Source organism: Proteus sp. G2300 (assembly GCF_009915965.1).
GTDB lineage: Bacteria > Pseudomonadota > Gammaproteobacteria > Enterobacterales > Enterobacteriaceae > Proteus > Proteus vulgaris.
On sequence record NZ_JAABNK010000005.1, the window covers coordinates 204,618 to 222,331 of the forward strand.

The 17,714-nt window shown below is 38.0% G+C and carries 12 protein-coding genes; 3 read left to right on the forward strand and 9 right to left on the reverse strand.

Translation table 11 applies throughout. The annotated features are described in order from the left end of the window. Nucleotides 1–36 precede the first annotated feature (36 nt). Both GWI97_RS03210 and sbcD read right to left on the reverse strand, forming a co-directional pair. Nucleotides 37–3,765: an AAA family ATPase gene (locus GWI97_RS03210; protein ID WP_161751838.1), complete on the reverse strand. Its 3,729-nt coding sequence runs from the start codon at nt 3,763–3,765 to the stop codon at nt 37–39. Continuing rightward, on the reverse strand, nt 3,762–4,994 hold the full coding sequence (gene sbcD / locus GWI97_RS03215; RefSeq protein WP_161751839.1) for an exonuclease subunit SbcD: 1,233 nt from the start codon (nt 4,992–4,994) through the stop codon (nt 3,762–3,764). Before sbcD ends, GWI97_RS03210 begins: the two co-directional genes overlap by 4 nt. Nucleotides 4,995–5,215: 221 nt before the next feature. Between sbcD and phoB the strand changes: the two genes are divergently transcribed. The 3 genes from phoB to brnQ all read left to right on the forward strand — a co-directional run bounded on the left by phoB (nt 5,216) and on the right by brnQ (nt 9,049). After that, nucleotides 5,216–5,905 carry a phosphate regulon transcriptional regulator PhoB gene (phoB, locus tag GWI97_RS03220; protein ID WP_036932936.1) on the forward strand — a complete coding sequence of 230 codons (690 nt, stop codon included), beginning with the start codon at nt 5,216–5,218 and terminating at the stop codon, nt 5,903–5,905. Between the two features lie 23 nt (nt 5,906–5,928). Beyond that, the gene (gene phoR / locus GWI97_RS03225; protein WP_087802958.1) at nt 5,929–7,227 is read left to right on the forward strand and encodes a phosphate regulon sensor histidine kinase PhoR; all 1,299 of its coding nucleotides are present in this window, start codon (nt 5,929–5,931) and stop codon (nt 7,225–7,227) included. Nucleotides 7,228–7,705: 478 nt separating this feature from the next. After that, nucleotides 7,706–9,049 carry a branched-chain amino acid transport system II carrier protein gene (gene brnQ, locus GWI97_RS03230; RefSeq protein WP_036938677.1) on the forward strand — a complete coding sequence of 448 codons (1,344 nt, stop codon included), beginning with the start codon at nt 7,706–7,708 and terminating at the stop codon, nt 9,047–9,049. Between the two features lie 69 nt (nt 9,050–9,118). Here brnQ and ydhT read toward each other — a convergent pair whose 3' ends face one another. The 7 genes from ydhT to ggt all read right to left on the reverse strand — a co-directional run bounded on the left by ydhT (nt 9,119) and on the right by ggt (nt 17,543). Further along, entirely contained in the window at nt 9,119–10,090 is a 972-nt protein-coding gene (ydhT, locus tag GWI97_RS03235; RefSeq protein ID WP_087802960.1) for a protein YdhT, read from the reverse strand. 25 nt (nt 10,091–10,115) lie between these two features. Beyond that, nucleotides 10,116–10,913, reverse strand: a complete 798-nt coding sequence (gene phsC / locus GWI97_RS03240; protein WP_036932930.1) for a thiosulfate reductase cytochrome B subunit — start codon at nt 10,911–10,913, stop codon at nt 10,116–10,118. After that, nucleotides 10,910–11,581, reverse strand: coding sequence for a 4Fe-4S dicluster domain-containing protein (locus tag GWI97_RS03245; RefSeq protein WP_036932928.1), 672 nt, complete (start codon nt 11,579–11,581; stop codon nt 10,910–10,912). Before GWI97_RS03245 ends, phsC begins: the two co-directional genes overlap by 4 nt. Before the next feature lie 66 nt (nt 11,582–11,647). After that, nucleotides 11,648–12,361, reverse strand: a complete 714-nt coding sequence (locus GWI97_RS03250; RefSeq protein WP_224215436.1) for a YdhW family putative oxidoreductase system protein — start codon at nt 12,359–12,361, stop codon at nt 11,648–11,650. A 22-nt stretch (nt 12,362–12,383) separates the two neighbouring features. Continuing rightward, entirely contained in the window at nt 12,384–14,486 is a 2,103-nt protein-coding gene (locus GWI97_RS03255) for an aldehyde ferredoxin oxidoreductase (protein WP_087802966.1), read from the reverse strand. Between the two features lie 53 nt (nt 14,487–14,539). Next, nucleotides 14,540–15,169: a ferredoxin-like protein gene (locus tag GWI97_RS03260; RefSeq protein ID WP_006535141.1), complete on the reverse strand. Its 630-nt coding sequence runs from the start codon at nt 15,167–15,169 to the stop codon at nt 14,540–14,542. Nucleotides 15,170–15,782: 613 nt separating this feature from the next. After that, nucleotides 15,783–17,543 carry a gamma-glutamyltransferase gene (ggt, locus tag GWI97_RS03265; protein WP_087802968.1) on the reverse strand — a complete coding sequence of 587 codons (1,761 nt, stop codon included), beginning with the start codon at nt 17,541–17,543 and terminating at the stop codon, nt 15,783–15,785. Nucleotides 17,544–17,714: the final 171 nt, after the last annotated feature.

The following is a 17,714-nucleotide window of genomic DNA, read 5'->3' on the forward strand; positions in this document are numbered from 1 at the left end:
ATAAAAAATTTAATCAGTTACGTCAAAATATTCGACCTAGTTTTTAACTGATTGATTTGTAATTTTTTTATCTATATATCTAAATTCAGGTGCCAGTTGGCTTATCCCTAATCCCCCAGCTTTCTTCACTTTAATCTGAACTGGAATGCGTTCTTTCATTGCTTCTACGTGACTAATCACACCAATAATTTTGCCCGATGCATTTAGACTATCGAGCGCATCAAGTGCGATATCTAACGTATCAGGATCGAGTGTGCCAAAGCCCTCATCTAGAAACAGCGATTCAATCTGTGTCTTATTACTTACTAAATCTGAAAGCGCGAGAGCGAGTGATAAACTGACTAAAAAACTTTCACCACCAGAGAGAGTTCGTGTATCTCGCAGTGCATCTGCTTGCCATGTGTCTGCAATTTGTAGTTCAAGGCTTGCAGGTGTTTTACGTTGTAAGAAATAACGCCCATGCAGTTTTTCTAAACGACGATTGGCTAAATAAATCAAATGATCTAGCGTTAATCCTTGAGCAAAACGACTGAATTTATCTCCTGAGGCAGATCCCACTAATTCATTTAAATAACTCCAATCATCAAAATGAGCCTGCTGATTAGCTATATGAGTCAGTAGGTTTTGTTGCTTTTTACGCTTTTCTTCATCCGTTCGCAGTTGCTCTTGAATGCGAAATTTTGTCTCTTGTAATTGCGTAAATTGTGTTTCTAACAGCAATAATTGAGCGTTGATTTGTTCAAGATTTTGCTGGGTTGCCAATAATGGTTGTTGTGATAAATGTTGTTGATAGGCATTTTCTTGTGTATCTAAGCGTGTTTTTTCTTGTAGTAGCTTGTCTAGTCGCTGTTTTTGCTGTTCTTGTAAGCGATTTCTTTCCTCGACGGATAGCAAAGAGGCTAAAAATGCATTTTCATCAGCAAAAGGACTGTTTTTTAATTTATTTTGATATTGTTCAACAGTGTTCTGTGAGTGAATTTGAAGTCGTTGTAGTGATTTTTTATTTTCCTGATATTGGCCAATAAGCTGATTTAAACGAATTTCAAGTTGGTTCTTGTCTTCGCTATATTGCTCAATATCTTTTTGTAATAACTGACTTTTTTGTTCTAATTCATTCCGTGCATCTTCGGTGGATTGTGTCCCGAATAAAGCTTGACGTTGTGCTTTTAACTGTTCTTGTTGTTGATGTAATTGGTGTAAATGAGCTAAGCCTGTATCAAGTTCTTTTTGGGTTTCCGCTAAATAACGTTTTCTTTCTTCTTGTGTTAATGACAATTCACGAATTGTTTGCAGTAATTCCTGATATTTTTTTAATGTTGATTGATATTGTTGACTCTCTTTTTTACGCGCATTAAGCCATTGTGTTTTTTCTTCAAATCGGCATAACTGATAGCCTTGCTGTTCAACACGAGATTGAATATCTTGCGCTAATTGTGTCTTCTGTTGAAGATATTGAGCTGTTTGTTGTTGTTGATTGGTGACTTCTTTTTGTTGTTGAGTCAATTCACTTTGTTGATAAAGAATAGCTTGCTGTTGTTGGTTAAATTGCTCTTTGTTATCAGATAACAGCTTGTATTCTTGCTGAATTCGGGCTTCTAATGCTTGGTAATTTATTTGCGTTTGAGTGAGTAGACTAGCTTCTTTTTCAAACTCGGCATCTAATTTAGTCAAAGCTTCTTCTTCACAGTCAGCATCAGGCAATGTGTGCGTTTGTGCTAAGATTTGCCATTGTTGTTTTAATGTCGCGATATCTTGGGTGAGTTGTTCACTATCTTCATTGAGTTTTTTGTTTTGAGCTTGATAGTTAGCGCATTGTGTTTTTTGTTCCACTAACTCTATTGTTAATGCATGAATTTGTTGTGTTAAAAGATCTAATCGTGTTTTTGTTTCATCTGGTTTAATTTCTTTATATTTTTCAACATAAGGATGTTCAGTTGAACCACAAACAGGGCAGGGGTTATCTTTAACTAAACGTTGTCTCTCTTCTTCATATTCTGCCAATTTTCGTATTAAGAGATAATTGGCATTTAAATCTTTAAGATGTTGTTCTTTCTCTTTTAAAATAATGTCATTTTTGTGAATGCTTTCAGTCAGCATGACTATTTTTTGCTGATTTTCTGACTGGATTTTTTTGTGTTGGTGTTCAGTTTTTATCGCTCGTTGTAATTGAGCTTGTAATCCCATCAGCTTAGCGAGTGCATTCCTTTGTTGTGATATTTGCTGTAAACGAGGGGGGATATCTGTAATAGCGTTAGCTTTATTTTGTTGCTCAAGCTGTGTCTGTAATTTATTTAATTGTTGTTGCTGTAAGTTCAAGTTGTGTTGCTGATCTTCTAGTGCTTTAGTCGCTTTTTCTAGCGTATGTTTGAGAGATTTTTCTTTTTCTTGTGCTGTTTTTTCACTCTTTTGGCTAATAAGATATTTTTCTGTGACTTCATCATATTGTTCAAAATAGCGTTGCCATAACGGTAAATTTTCAGCAAGTTGAGCATAAACCGTATGATGAGTTAAATAATCATTTAATTCATTGGCTTGTTTTTGTGATGTAGTTAGCTGGTGTGCCGTTGATTGAATTTTTTCCAGATATTCAGATTGTGTTTTTTCGAGTGTGTTTTTTTGCTGTGTTTTTGCTGAAATGTCTTGTTGTAGTAAGACTAATTGACTATCTAATGGCGCTACTTTCTCACGAATAAGGTGTAATATTTGCTGTTTTTTTTCATTGTGTTGTTTAAGTGTGTCACGAGCTTTGACTAAATGCTGATTAATAGGCTGGCTTTGTTGTTCAATAAGCTGTTTTTCTGTTTTTAATGTTGAGCGTTGTGACTCAATATAGGCTTGTTCTTTTAATAGGCGATTTTTTTCATCATAAATAGGGCGAATTTTTTCCGCGGGTTCGCTCTTTTCAAGACGTTGAATATCGGGGGTTGCAGCAACTAATGCCTCTTGTGCTAAGTTAACCGCGGTTTGTGCTAATATTTTGTTTTTATTGAGCTCGATTTCTTTTTCTTGCCACTGCTTTGCTGCTTGATATTCTTGTTGTTCCTTTTGTAATAGGCTCTCTTTTGCAAAAAGGGTGGTTTGTTCTGTTAATAAAGCTTGGCGATCATGTTCATCTAATAACGCCATCATTTCAGCTTGCTGTTTTAGCGTTTTTAAGGTTTGTTCTTCTTCTCGCCAATGTTTAAAGATAGATTGGGAAATATGACGATAAATATCTGTACCAGTGAGTTCTTCGAGTAACTCTGCACGAGATTTGTCATCAGCATTAAGAAATGCTGCAAATTGTCCTTGTGAAAGCAACATAGACTTAGTAAATCGGTCAAAATCTAGCCCCGTAATATTAATGATCATCTCTTTTACTTGGCTTATTTTGCTCGCTAATATTTTGTCTTCACCTCCTGTGATATTTATTTTGACGAGTTCAGCCTGTGGTGCTTGAAGATTACCATCTTCTTTATAATTGGCTCGGCGTTGTTCCCAAAAAGCACGATAAGCAATACCTTTAACTTCAAATTCAACTTCCGCCAAACACTCTGCAGTATGACGAGTCATTAATTCATTTTGAGATTGTGTGACTTTATCTAATCGTGGGGTTCTATGATAAAGCGCTAAACTAATAGCATCTAAAAGGGTTGTTTTTCCCGCACCGGTAGGGCCTGTTATCGCAAATAATCCGTTGCTAATAAAAGGTTCTTGGTTGAAGTTAATTTTCCATTCGCCTTTTAAGGAGTTAATATTTTTAAATCGCAGACTTAAGATTTTCATTTTGTTTCGTTATCCTCTTGTTCTGCCTTTTCAACTGCTTGTTTAAATAATGTGGTTAATCGCGTTTTAGTCTCTTCTGAATCAAACTGATGTTGTTCTAAGCGTCTTTCAAAAACATCATAAACCGTTAATTCTGTCAGTGTTTCTTTCTCATTTTGGGTGAGTGCCTGGCGCTGTTTTCTAGCTCTTCTTAATAAAACCACATCAAAAAGTGGGTCGTTAGTCAGTTCTTGAATTCGAGTTTGTATATCACCGAGATAATCTTGTGTAGAAACTTCAATATCCAACCAGATAGTCGTATCTGTTTCAGTATATTGTTTCTTTAAATTTTCAAGCTGTGTGGCTATCTCTTTTAAGGAGCCAGTAATTGTGCGCAATAGCTGAAATTCGGGGATAGGGAGTAGCGTAAGCTCGGTTAATTTATCTTGCTCAAAATCGATAAGGCAGACGCTTTTTTGTTGCCCACTCTCATCAAAACTTAAAGGAATTGGAGAACCACTATAACGAATATGTCCTGATTTATTCACCACTTGAGGGCGATGAATGTGGCCAAGAGCAATATAATCAAATTCAGGAAACAGGGTCGCAGAGAAGGCTTCTAAAGTACCGATATATATTTCACGTACAGAATCGGTCATACTTGCACCAATCGTTGTTAGGTGACCTGTCGCAATAATAGGGATGTTTATATTTAATTGATTACGCAAATCGAGAGCGGCTTGATATTGAGCTTGATAATAATCAGCAATCGCTTCTTTTAGGGCATTTTGTTTCTCAGCACCGGATTGTCCACTTCGACTAGTTATCATATCTCTAGGACGTAGATAAGGGATCGCACAAAGTAACGCACCTGGCGTGTTATCTTTTTGACGAAGAATTAGTGGTACTTGTGGTGCTTCAGTATGCACATTGGCAATAACAGTAGTATTTAAACACGCCAATAGTGATTTAGATTCATTGAGTGTTGCGACAGAATCGTGATTGCCACCTAAAATAATCAATTGGCATTGTGTTTCTCTCATGGCAACAACAAAGCGGTTATAAAGTTCTCGGGCATAACTTGGGGGAGAGCCTGTATCAAATATATCGCCAGCAACAATCAGGGCATCGACTTGATTATCCTTAATTTGGACTAATAACCAATCAAGAAATTGTTGATGTTCTTGTACGCGGGTTTTCGTAAAAAAGTATTGCCCTAAATGCCAGTCTGATGTGTGAATAATCCGCATTGCTATCCCTCTTTTTTATTTGATGAAGAGTATAGCGCACCTTGCTTTTTTAGTGAAAACTCAACAATAAACCCCATTTTTGAGTGATATTTCACCAAAAAATGATTTATTGACCTTAACAACAGGGATCTATTTCAGTAATGTTAAGGTTAGTCATAAATCTGTCATAAAACTGCATCATAATCATTTTGACCCTCTATATACATTACACAGGATAGAGTATGGCAAGGCGTATTCTTGTTGTTGAAGATGAAACCGCAATTCGAGAAATGATCTGTTTTGTTTTAGAACAAAATGGTTTTCAACCAATTGAAGCAGAGGATTATGATTCTGCATTGAGTTTTCTTATTGATCCTTACCCTGATCTGGTTTTATTAGATTGGATGATCCCCGGTGGCTCAGGTTTACAGGTAATAAAACAGATGAAGCGAGAAAGTAATACTCGTGACATTCCTATTATTATGTTAACAGCAAAAGGGGAAGAAGAAGATAAAGTCCAAGGCTTAGAAACAGGTGCAGATGATTATGTTATTAAACCTTTTTCACCTAAAGAGCTTGTTGCCCGTGTGAAGGCGATTTTACGGCGTTTGTCACCAATGTCAGCGGAAGATATTATCGAGTTCAATGGGTTAGCACTTGATCCTGTTTCTCATCGCGTCACCAGTCAAGATAAACCTATTGATATGGGGCCTACTGAATTTAAACTCCTGCACTTTTTTATGACACATCCTGAACGTGTGTATAGTAGAGAACAACTGCTAAACTATGTTTGGGGAACGAATGTTTATGTCGAAGACCGTACCGTGGATGTGCATATTCGTCGTTTACGTAAAGCCATTGAAGAAGATGGTCATGACCGAATGATACAGACAGTACGTGGAACGGGATATCGTTTCTCTGCCCGTTTCTAAGTCAATATGGGAGTAATCGTCAGGTGTTAGAACGACTATCGTGGAAAGCCCTCGTTTGGGGGCTATGTCTATTTTGCTTACCTGCTTTTGTATTATCGCTTTTTATTGGTCATCTTCCTTGGTTGCTGGTGGTATCACTCCTCAGTGCTTTGGTCTGGCATGCTTATAATTTGATGAAATTGTCTAAATGGTTATGGCTAGATCGCTCTGTCTTACCACCAGAAGGCAGAGGAGGATGGGAACCTATTTTTTATGGCATTCGACAAACACAACAACGCAATCGTAAACGGCGTCGAGAATTAGGAGACTTAATAAAACGCTTTAGAAGTGGCGCTGAAAGTTTACCTGATGCGGTTGTGATGATGACAAATGAAGGTAACATTTTTTGGTGTAACAGCCTTGCTCAACACTTGTTAGGTTTTCGGTGGCCGGAAGACAATGGGCAAACTATTTTTAACTTATTACGTTACCCGGATTTTTTGCACTATTTTACTGCGAATGATTTTAGCCGACCTTTAACCATTTCGCTCAACAATGGTTCTATTGTGGAGTTTCGTGTGATGCCGTATAGCGAAGATCAGCGCTTGATGGTAGCTCGCGATGTAACAGAAAAAAATAAATTGGAAAATTCGCGACGAGATTTTTTTGCTAATGTCAGTCATGAGCTAAGAACACCATTAACCGTTATTCAAGGCTATCTTGAAATGATGGAAGAAACTTGTGTCGCGAAACCCGCAGAGCATAAGGCAATAGTCACAATGCAAGAGCAAGCTAAACGTATGGATACACTTGTTCAGCAACTCTTACAACTTTCACGTATTGAATCTGCTCCTCATATTGATTTAAACAAGATTGTTGATATTCCTGCTATTTTGGTTTTATTAGAACAAGAAGCGAACGCATTGAGCCAAGGTCAGCATCACATTATTTTTGATATTGATGGGAATTGGGCTGTTCGTGGTAATGAAGAGCAACTACGTAGTGCGGTTTCTAATTTAGTCTATAACGCCATTAATCACACTGAGAAAGGTACGACAATTAAAGTCTGTTGGAAGAAAATTCCACAAGGTATGTTATTTAGTGTGTCTGATAATGGTGCGGGGATCAGTGCTGAGCACTTAACGCGTTTAACAGAACGTTTCTATCGTGTTGATAAAGCCCGTTCCCGCCATGCAGGGGGCACAGGGTTAGGTTTGGCGATTGTGAAAAAATCGCTTATTCATCACCACTCTCAATTGAATATTGAAAGTAAAGTAGGAAGTGGAAGTACTTTCTCATTTATCTTGCCTCAAACATTGTTATCCACTAAAAAAGCACACTAATAACACTTCTTTTCTTAAAGCCTTTATCACTTATTTTTTAATCAATGATAAAGGCTTTTTGTCACTTTTTTATTTTATTGATATCAAAAAAAATTAATATCGTAGTGTTAAATTTTAATATTATTAATTAATAATAACTTTAAATGTTGTTAATGCCCCATTTTATTGGTGATAAAATGCACAAATCATATCGTGTATATTCGATGATATATGATAGTTATAACTAGTGCTTAAAAATAGTTTAGATGATTATTCTGGTTTTTAGATTGGCTATTGCCTTTTTCCATTATAAAAGTTTTACTTGTGACCAGTTATCGGCAATTTTTTCTATTTGATACCTAATTGCTCTGCATTAAATGATTATATATGGATATTATCCTGAATAATGATGATATGAGCTTGAATAGATATTGTTGATTTTATGTTACGTCATTTTGATGTAATTAACCGTTATCGTAACTACATATTAACAAAACTTATGGCACATAGATTAACTTCTAGAGATATTCTGGCATTAGGGTTTATGACATTCGCCCTATTTGTTGGCGCTGGCAATATTATTTTTCCTCCAATGGTGGGTTTACAATCCGGTGAATTTGTCTGGACAGCAGCAATAGGATTTCTTGTTACAGGCGTCGGTTTACCGGTATTAACCATTGTTGCATTAGCAAAAGTAGGTGGAGGAATTGAGGCATTAAGTACACCTATTGGTAAATCAATGGGGCTATTATTAGCCATTGTTGCTTATCTTGCTGTTGGCCCTCTTTTCGCTACACCGCGTACTGCAACCGTCTCCTTTAAGGTGGGTATTGCTCCTTTAGTGGGTGATACTGAATTATCATTGCTGATTTACAGCATTGTCTATTTTTTAATTGTTATTGGGATTTCGCTTTATCCTGGAAAATTGTTAGATAGTGTTGGTCATATTTTGGCACCAATTAAAATTTTGGCATTGGGGGTATTAGGTGTTGCAGCAGTATTTTGGCCTGCGGGAGGCGCTATTCCGGCCACTGATGCTTATCGTGATATGGCATTGACTCAAGGCTTTATTAACGGTTACCTCACTATGGATACCTTAGGCGCAATGGTTTTTGGTATCGTGATTGTTAATGCGGCACGTTCTCGGGGCATTGATAATTCCTCACTGTTAACACGTTATACCATGTGGGCTGGTATTATTGCGGGGATATTGTTAACTGCGATTTATTTAAGTTTATTTAAATTAGGTTCTAGCAGTGGCAGCATTATTCCGGGTGCACAAGATGGTGCAGATATTTTACATGCCTATGTTCAGTATACTTTCGGTAATTTTGGCAGCTTTTTCTTAGCGGTGCTGATTTTCTTAGCCTGTATGGTGACAGCTGTTGGTTTAACGTGTGCATGTGCTGAGTTCTTTAGTCGCTATTTACCTATCTCTTATCGTACATTGGTATTGATCTTAGCGATATTCTCTGCTGTTGTTTCAAACTTAGGGTTAAGTAAACTGATCGCGTTTTCTATTCCTGTGCTGATCATGATTTATCCACCTTGTATTGTGATTATTTTAATGAGTTTCACATTACGATTGTGGAATAATCCAAGCCGTATTATTGCCCCTGCAATGGCGATTAGCTTATTTTTCGGTATTTTTGATGCCATAAAAGCGTCTGATTATCTGAAACATTTATTACCAGAGTGGGCGACAAAATTACCATTAAGTGAGCAAGGTTTAGCGTGGTTGATCCCAGTATTAGTGACGATTGTTGTATGTGGTATTTACGATAAAATTGCAGGCTCACAGAGTAAAAAAGTGATCCATACTGAAATGCTTAATAAGCAATAAAGTACATTGATTTGAAAAGTAAAAAGGGAAACGAAAGTTTCCCTTTTTTAATGGTATATGTTTGAGGTATTAATTAATAAAAGTAGAGCCCTGTTTTATATCCGCAATAGGATGCTGATCTTCATCTAAATAGTAATGAACTCCGGCGACGATACCCTCTTCACCTTCATAGAAGATCTTAAAGCGAGTACGATTGCCGTCGTGATATGCAATTACGGCACTACCGCCTTTTCCTAAGCAGAACTGATGAAGATTACCTGTTGAGATACAAATACTGTCGTCACCAGATACTGTGACTTTACAGTTATCTCCAGTATTAATCGCAACGGCGTTGTGTCCTGTGACATTGATTTGCGCTAAATCACCCGTATTCGCAATTTTAGCGCGAGGTTGAGAGGCCGTAATAAAATTACGCATACCACTGTTTGCAATATGAACACCATTGCCTGAGGCATAAATTTTGACATCATTACCACTATTACAAATGCGAGAACGGCCACCTAAACTACCAATACGGCACTGATTTCCTGTATTACACATTTTTCCTGCAAAACCGGAATTCATGAGTTGATTACTATAGCCTGTATTGGCAATGCTATTTTCATCACCAGAAAAAGCCACAATGTTATTACTACCACATAAAGCAAGATCAGTGCTGAGTTGCTGACTTTGTAAAATTAGCTGATGCCATTCGGTAGAAAATTGAATATTTTCAGAGGTAGGTAAAGTATTGTGATAGGGCAGACGTTGTAATGTGATGCCTTGCGGTTGTTTATTACCGAGCAGGAACAAGATGTTTTCCATGACTTCTTGTTCCTGTTTGGCAAAGGAGGCTTCGCTAAAATGACGCAAATAAATATATTGAATCAAGCTTTCTATCCATTGTGTGCGGCGCTGTTTTATTAACTCACTATGGATAGCTCTGTAAGTGCCTCCATCCGGAAAATAACGTAAAAACCAACGATAAAGCGAAGTGGAAACATGCAGTTGTCGTAAGTCTTCTTTTGTTAATGTGATATTTTCCTTTGAAGGGACTGACATATAAGCTCCTTAATAAATCTCTTTATTAGTGTCTGTGATAGCCATCAACCATACTGCGAAATGTTTGAAACGGTGTTCTTCCTGTTGTACACAGATAAAGGTGGCCAATGATAAAAAAGACACTACATACTGCTAATATCTGGTGTGCGATTAATAACCATGCTTTAAACATTACTGCATCAGCAGGAATAAACGTTGGGTTTTGAAGTAAAACACCTGTTATCAAAAGCAGTGGAACTAATGCATACATCACACCTAAATAGGCCATTTGTTGCAGTGGATTAAACTTCACATTAGGGGTTGCAGGGAAGGGGTGATCTTCTCCTTTAATAATCCCATAAAGATAAAAACGAGTTTGCATAAAGGCACGTTGAAACCAGTTTTTACTATCAATGCGGTAAAACTTACCATTACCGCCGACAAGATTAATAAATACAAAGGATAACCAGCATACTAAGAGTAGATAACCACAGATCTCATGCACACTGACCAATAACGCCGTATCGTGAGTAGAAAGGAGAGCGAAATGGTTAATGCCACCACTAACGAGCAATAAAATAAATAAAGAGGCGTTACTCCAATGCCATAAACGTACAGCTTTAGAGTAAAGATAGAGTTTCTCTTCTTGGTGTGATTGACCATGTGGTGTGGCAAAGCGATAACGTAAAAAACCATGAAGTGCGAGCACGAGTAGCATGCCAACAAACAATACACCTGCAATAATTAACCAAAGTGGTAAATAGTCTGGTGTATAAATTAAGACATACTCTTTTAGTGTGGCTTGGAACTGCGCACTGTCTGGCATAGTATTGACGATACTCATACTTTACCCTCCTCTTGAGCATGAGGCCCTACACGGCGATAAAGATGGGGTTTTCCTACACCATCAAGTTGATAAATATAATACTCGTGTGTTTTAAGCCATTCTCGAATTTGAGGGCTGTCCTCTCTACCAAATAACAAGGCATTTTGTGGACAAGCACTCACACAAATTGGTGGGAAGCCTTTTTGTAATCGAGACTCAAGACAAAAATCACATTTATCAGCAACATGTGTCACAGGGTTAAGATAACGTACTTGATATGGACATGCTGATATACAGTAGCTACAGCCGATACATTTCTCTTTATTTACACGTACAATGCCATTAGTTTCATCACGCCAAGAGGCACCTGTAGGGCATACAGGAATACAAGGTGCATCCTCACATTGCTGGCAAGAGTGTCTAAAGAAATGGTACTTGTCGTTATCTTCTTTTAGGCTCAATGGAATATGAGCAATATCCATTCTTGCCATTCCAGTTGGAACTTTATTTAATCGACGGCATGCAGTGGCACAAATATTACAGCCATTACAAAGTGTCTCATCATGGATCATGGCATAACGGATTGGTTTCTTTTCAGCGGTTGCCGCAAGCGCATTTCCTAATGGCGCACTGAAAAAAATGACCGATCCCATGCCTGCTACAAATTTACGGCGAGAAACACGCATTATTTTTGCTCCTCAGTCTGATGATGTTGTAATACCCACATGACATTTCGTGGATAAGATAGAACGTTAAGGATTTTCATGTTGTTCTACCTCTATCCATTCAGTTAAGCCGCGTGCTTTGCCATAACTCATTAACGTATTGCTAAAGAGATAAGGGGCATCGTTAGACGCTAAAATTTGCTGAATATCTTGAAAGTCAGGGTGGTCTTTCATCAGGGTCAGTGCATCTTCAATCTCTGAAGCCGTGTAATGAAAGGGGTCAGACATCAACATGCTTTGTTTCAATGGGCGAGGATAGGTTTCGCACTCAAATCGAACCACTCCCGCAATTGCGGTACAAATATCCGCATGGTGGTTTAATAATTGCAATTGTGCGAAGTTATCTGACATAAATTCATCAGAGTAAAAATAATCCTCACCATTGAGACTTAAATGGGCGATATCAATAAACTCGTCACTTTTTAACGCGGTTTCTAACAGCACAATATCCTCTTGAGTCAAAGAATAAGGCGCATCATACAGCGTTGAAATAGCTAGTAGTTCACCTTCTTTTGAACATTGACGTATTGCATTCGCGAGATGTTGTTCAGCAGATAATTCTGCGATTTCTTCAACCTGTTCTTCTTCAAGTCCCATTGTGGTGTTAGCACTGCGTCCAACACCTGTTTCTGATAATGGTAGTAGCCAACGGCGACGAGAAATATCAGGTTGCTCTAACGCAATATCTGCATCATCAGCAATATCCGGTGGTATAGAAGCTGATGCATTTTGTTCTATCATCATGATCTCCTTCTTTTACCGATTAACTTGGTAATAAACCACGAGATGCTAAATCGTCAGCAATATCTTGCAATCCAAGGCGAACCAACGTTTCTTTTGTTGGGCAACCTAATTGCGGATCCCAACCCATTTCTTCATAGAACATGGTGAGAGAAAGTTGCATATCATCTCTGTCCATTTTGTCTGTACCTTCAGTAAAGACAGGAATATCAGGATCTTTATCGAATACCCATGAGCAAATTTGGTCATGCTCATTACGCATATCCATGGTATTCATTAATTTAACGGTATAAGCACGGTGTAAAGTAAAGATACGCTCTGAAGCTAAATCCAGATCTTTAGAGGTTGTCGGTTCACCCGTGATAGCGGTAAAGAATTTGGCTTCCATTTCTAAGTCGCCACGATAATTACGGCTCTTATGAGGTGAAACTGTCATTGGCCAAACCCAGTTACATAAAGTGACAGCATCGTGTAAGCAACTACGTAAAATTGTCCATTTGGTGTAAGCAATTTTGGCTTTATTGATTGGTGTGTAGTTTTTGGTTTCATCAAAGGCATCACCAGAACCAAATAGCTCACCCGCAATCTCTTTTTGTAGTTTCAGAGGCAAACCACTGCCAATATAGTTAATATGAGTATGTGTCATCGCATCGCGGTTAAACATACAGTTAACGATAGAACCAACTTGGGCAGAGGCTTCATTGGCGTGGTGAATAGGGAAGCCCATTGGTGACCAGAGCTTATTTTTCTTGTTCGCCCAATACTCTTCACCTAAATTCCAGCGTTGTGCTATTAGGTAAGAGCCATCAGCAAGGTGACTAAATTCACCTTTACGGTGCGCTAAGCGATAATAGAAATCTTTGATAAATTCAGGATCACCTTCTTCAAGCTTATCCCAAGGGATATCATTATATTCTTCTTCAGAAAGCACACGCTTAAATACGCCGTGGGTATAACAATAGGTAAAGTCACGATGAAGTTGGCCGTAGTTACACCAAAGTCCCATATCATCAAAAATATTCAGACCGACTAAGTTACCTACAACGTTACCATCTCCTTTTTTCTCTATATCTTTAGGGCCATTAGGGAAAATGGTTGTGTGAACGAAGTTTGCAACACAAGTATTACCACCTGTTTGTGGTACACCGAACTTTTTCGCTTGTGGAACATTGAGTTGAGCCATACAACGGATAGGGCAAGAGTGGCAACCTCCCATTTTTACGGTGTATTCTTCAGCTTCAGGACCTAAGTCAAAGGTTGATTTCATCGTTCTGAAACCAACAGTATTGATATCACCTGGAGGGATTTCACCGGTCTCAATAGGGCCACCTTCTGCTGCTCCCCAATAAAGCCCTTTACGTGCAGTCCAACGAGAGCCTGGGTGAGAATATTCAGCCCAAGATTGTGGTGTGCTTGGTACAACGTGATTGTTATTAGAGCCAATCAGTTGTGTCATCATGTAGTCGTTAAGCTCTTTTAATGCTTTACGATCAGCAACGTTAACGCCACGACTGCCTTCTACCACAATGGCTTTTAATTTTTTAGAACCTAATATGGCACCTACACCCGCACCGCCACTGTGGTTACGGCTATTAATGATGCCAGATAAAGGTACGAGATTCTCACCTGCCGGGCCAATGGTTGCGACACAAGCCTCAGGGCTTGTTTGCGCACACAATTCTTCTGTGGTTTGACGAACACCTTTTCCCCATAAGAAAGAGGCATCTTCAATTGAAACTTGGTCATCATCAATATGGATCCAAACAGGCTTATCTGATTTACCTTCAATAATCAGTGAGTCATAGCCAGCAAATTTCATCCATGCGGCAAAAAAACCCCCCATATGGGCATCAACAACGAGATTGCCACGTGTAAATGTGGAAAGAGAAGTGATATTAACGCGAGAGCTACAAGGTGCACCTGATCCAGTTAAAGGTCCTACCGCGAAGACAACTTTGTTTTCTTCATCAAAGGGTTTAACACCAGGACCAACTTCGTCATACATTATTTTATAACCAAAGCCCATACCACCAATTAAGGATTTAAATTTGCTTGAGCTTTCGCGAGTGATGGCACCGGTAGTTAAATTAATTCTTAGAATATTTCCAGTCCAGCCGTTAATCATAATATTGCTTCCTAATCTAAATGTGGTTCAGTGATGTGATTGTATGGATTTTATTAAACAGTAATTTCTTTCCATTCAATGATTTGCAACGCACCTGTTGGGCACGCTGATGCACACTCGCCACATAAATTACATTTGCCGGATTTTTTAGTTTGTGGATTGACCGTCGCCATCATCCACGGGCAAGCCGTTGTACAGGCCGCACAACCGATACAACGACGCGTATCAACGACAATACAGCCGAATTCTTCTTGATAGCGGATCGCTTTTACAGGACAAACTTTCATACATTCTGGATCTTTACATTGACGACAAGTATCCGTTGTAAAGTTTAAATCACCATAAAGCCCACCACCGGAGCCAATGCCTTTATCACCAAAATAGAAATGACGATGAATTTTAGTTCGAGAGAAGAAAGAACCAACACTTCCATCGTTCCAGGTTGTACATGCTGTTTCACAACGGTGACAGCCAGTACAACGTGCTCGATTAGTGACTAAAACACCTTTAGGTGTCGTGGTTAATTGAATGATGCCGCTGTCTATTTCTTCTTGCTTACAACCTAAAAGAGAAAGCAATGCGGGTGCTATAGTGATCCCTGCAAGCCCTTTACCGGATATTCGCAGAAACTCTAGTCTTGATAGCCCAATATCTAATATTGGACGATGATGTGTATCAGACATTAATATTTATCTCCGCTTAACTAATTTAATAAGAAATAAGTTGTGATGATAAATTCTTTATTTATCCGCTTGCTTTACCGCTATATAAAAAATATAATAACGATATCGTTAGAAGATATATTATAAATTTAAACTTTTTTATGATTAAAAAACACGTTGTAGTAAAATGTTAAATATTTGTATTTACAATGTGTTATCTCCATTTTTTCACGTATTTTTATTATCCTTTCTGATAGTGTGGTTATTAAAAAATTTATTCTGTGATTACTATCATAGAAATAAAAATAATTCGTGATATTTAATTTTTTTAATTAAATGATTATTGTTTTTATCTGTAGTTACGAAAGAGAATAAATACCATTTATATATATTCTATTATTGAAGTTAAATTAAAGGTGATTTGCTCTTATATTATTTCTAATATTATTATTTTAATAATAAATTGATATTTGATGTTAATTAATTATTTAATCAAAAACGGGTATTGATTATTATTAATAGAATAAAATATGAATGAATTGTAAAACCATGACTAGATCATTTTTATAAAAAAAGAAACCTTTTCTAATCAAGAGAAGGTTTCTTATATTACTATTATTCTGTGGTTTAGTGATCAGTAACCCACAGCCTTACCTGCAGGGCGACGAACATCATTTGAGCCATAAAGATAACCTTCACGTACTGCGCCAGAAACAGCAGAATCATTACCTGATGATGCAGGGATCACACCTTCCTCTCCAGGGAGTCCGACCATAATGAGTTCAGCTGCTCCCCATGGCGTTTGCTCTACCATTTTATATCCCATAGCCGTGAGTTTTTCTAACGTATCTTTTGATAGCCCGCGTTGTTCATAATAAACCTCATCAGGTAACCATTGATGATGAATACGAGGGCTATTAACCGCTTCTTGTGGTGGCATACCAAACTCAATGATATTAAGTGCAGTTTGTAAGGTGATTGAGATAATACGAGAGCCTCCTGGTGATCCTAAAATCAGGAAAGGTTTGCCTTCTTTAGTGACAATAGTTGGGCTCATTGACGATAGTGGGCGTTTTAATGGTGCAATGCTATTACGTTCACCTTGCACTAAACCATAGAGGTTTTTTTCACCGACTTTGGTTGTAAAATCATCCATCTCATTATTAAGGAAAAAGCCTGTGCCTGGGGCAATAACAACAGCACCAAAACGACCATTAATGGTGTAAGTGGTCGAAACTGCATTGCCGTCTTTATCCATTACAGAATAGTGTGTTGTTTCAGGACTTTCATGAGGCGCTATGCCAGGTTGTACATTTTCTGATGGCGTTGCTTTATTCGGTTTAATTTGTTGGCGGAGTTCGGTGGCATAAGTTTTACTTAATAACTTTTCTGTTGGATTTTTAATAAATTGAGGATCACCAAGGAACGTGTTTCTGTCCATATAAGCATGGCGCATTGCTTCTGTCAGAGTATGAACATATTCAGCAGAGTTAAAGCCCATCGATTTAAGATCGTAACCTTCTAAAATATTCAACGTTTGACAGATAGTGATGCCACCCGAACTTGGCGGTGGTGCAGAAATAAACTCATAACCTCGATAAGTACAGGTGATAGGTTTGGTTTCTGTAATCGTGAAGTTAGCAAAATCTTCTTGGGTTAACAGACCATTATGTTGTTTCGACGCCTCTTCAACTTTTTTAGGGATTTCACCTTGATAAAATGCATCAGCACCTTGGTTTGCAATCAGTTCAAGTGTATTGGCTAAGTCAGTTTGAATTAGACGATCACCCGGTTGCCATGGAGTTCCATCTGGCTTTAAGAAAATTTTTGCCGATTCAGGATCTTGTTTAAAGCGCTCTGTTGTTGTTTCTAATACATCCGTATCAGCACGCGTTAAAATATAGCCTTCTCTTGCAAGCTTAATAGCTGGTGCCATGACATCTTTACGTGAAAGTGTACCGTATTTTTCTAACGCAGAATCAAGACCTTTGACTGTACCGGGGACGCCTGACGCAAGATAACCGTATAAACTGGCATCTTTAATTAAATTACCTTCTTTATCTAAATACATATTTTTAGAAGCCGCTGTGGGTGCTGTTTCCCTAAAATTAATAAAGGTATTTGTGCCATCAGCAAGGTGTATGGTCATAAAACCACCACCACCAATATTACCACAGCAAGCATTTACGACAGCTTGCGCATAACCAACAGCAACGGCTGCATCAATGGCATTCCCTCCTTTTTGTAAAATATCATTCCCTACTTGGGATGCTAAATGTTGAGAAGAGACAACCATACCATGTTGTGCTTCAACAGCAGGCTCATAGGCTGCATAAAGTGAATGTGAAAAAAGGGCAGTGAGTAACAGCAGGTGAGTTCTTTTTATAATAATCATTATTATCTCCATTAATAACAGTGAGTTATCTTAAATAAAGACAAGCAAAATAGGAGTGGTATACGCTGTTATTAATATTAATTAACAATTGCGTAACAATAAGTATAGAGAGAGGTTATTGTTGAGGTGAATTTTTTTTGATGTGATGATCACAAAATTCTCTTTAAGCTG

What these genes read in the sequence shown, in the direction of transcription:
- GWI97_RS03210 (WP_161751838.1), bottom strand. Translation starts at nt 3,765, where the DNA reads ATGAAAATCTTAAGTCTGCGATTTAAAAATATTAACTCCTTAAAAGGC.
- sbcD (WP_161751839.1), bottom strand. Translation starts at nt 4,994, where the DNA reads ATGCGGATTATTCACACATCAGACTGGCATTTAGGGCAATACTTTTTT.
- phoB (WP_036932936.1), top strand. Translation starts at nt 5,216, where the DNA reads ATGGCAAGGCGTATTCTTGTTGTTGAAGATGAAACCGCAATTCGAGAA.
- brnQ (WP_036938677.1), top strand. Translation starts at nt 7,706, where the DNA reads ATGGCACATAGATTAACTTCTAGAGATATTCTGGCATTAGGGTTTATG.
- ydhT (WP_087802960.1), bottom strand. Translation starts at nt 10,090, where the DNA reads ATGTCAGTCCCTTCAAAGGAAAATATCACATTAACAAAAGAAGACTTA.
- phsC (WP_036932930.1), bottom strand. Translation starts at nt 10,913, where the DNA reads ATGAGTATCGTCAATACTATGCCAGACAGTGCGCAGTTCCAAGCCACA.
- GWI97_RS03245 (WP_036932928.1), bottom strand. Translation starts at nt 11,581, where the DNA reads ATGCGTGTTTCTCGCCGTAAATTTGTAGCAGGCATGGGATCGGTCATT.
- GWI97_RS03250 (WP_224215436.1), bottom strand. Translation starts at nt 12,361, where the DNA reads ATGATAGAACAAAATGCATCAGCTTCTATACCACCGGATATTGCTGAT.
- GWI97_RS03255 (WP_087802966.1), bottom strand. Translation starts at nt 14,486, where the DNA reads ATGATTAACGGCTGGACTGGAAATATTCTAAGAATTAATTTAACTACC.
- GWI97_RS03260 (WP_006535141.1), bottom strand. Translation starts at nt 15,169, where the DNA reads ATGTCTGATACACATCATCGTCCAATATTAGATATTGGGCTATCAAGA.
- ggt (WP_087802968.1), bottom strand. Translation starts at nt 17,543, where the DNA reads ATGATTATTATAAAAAGAACTCACCTGCTGTTACTCACTGCCCTTTTT.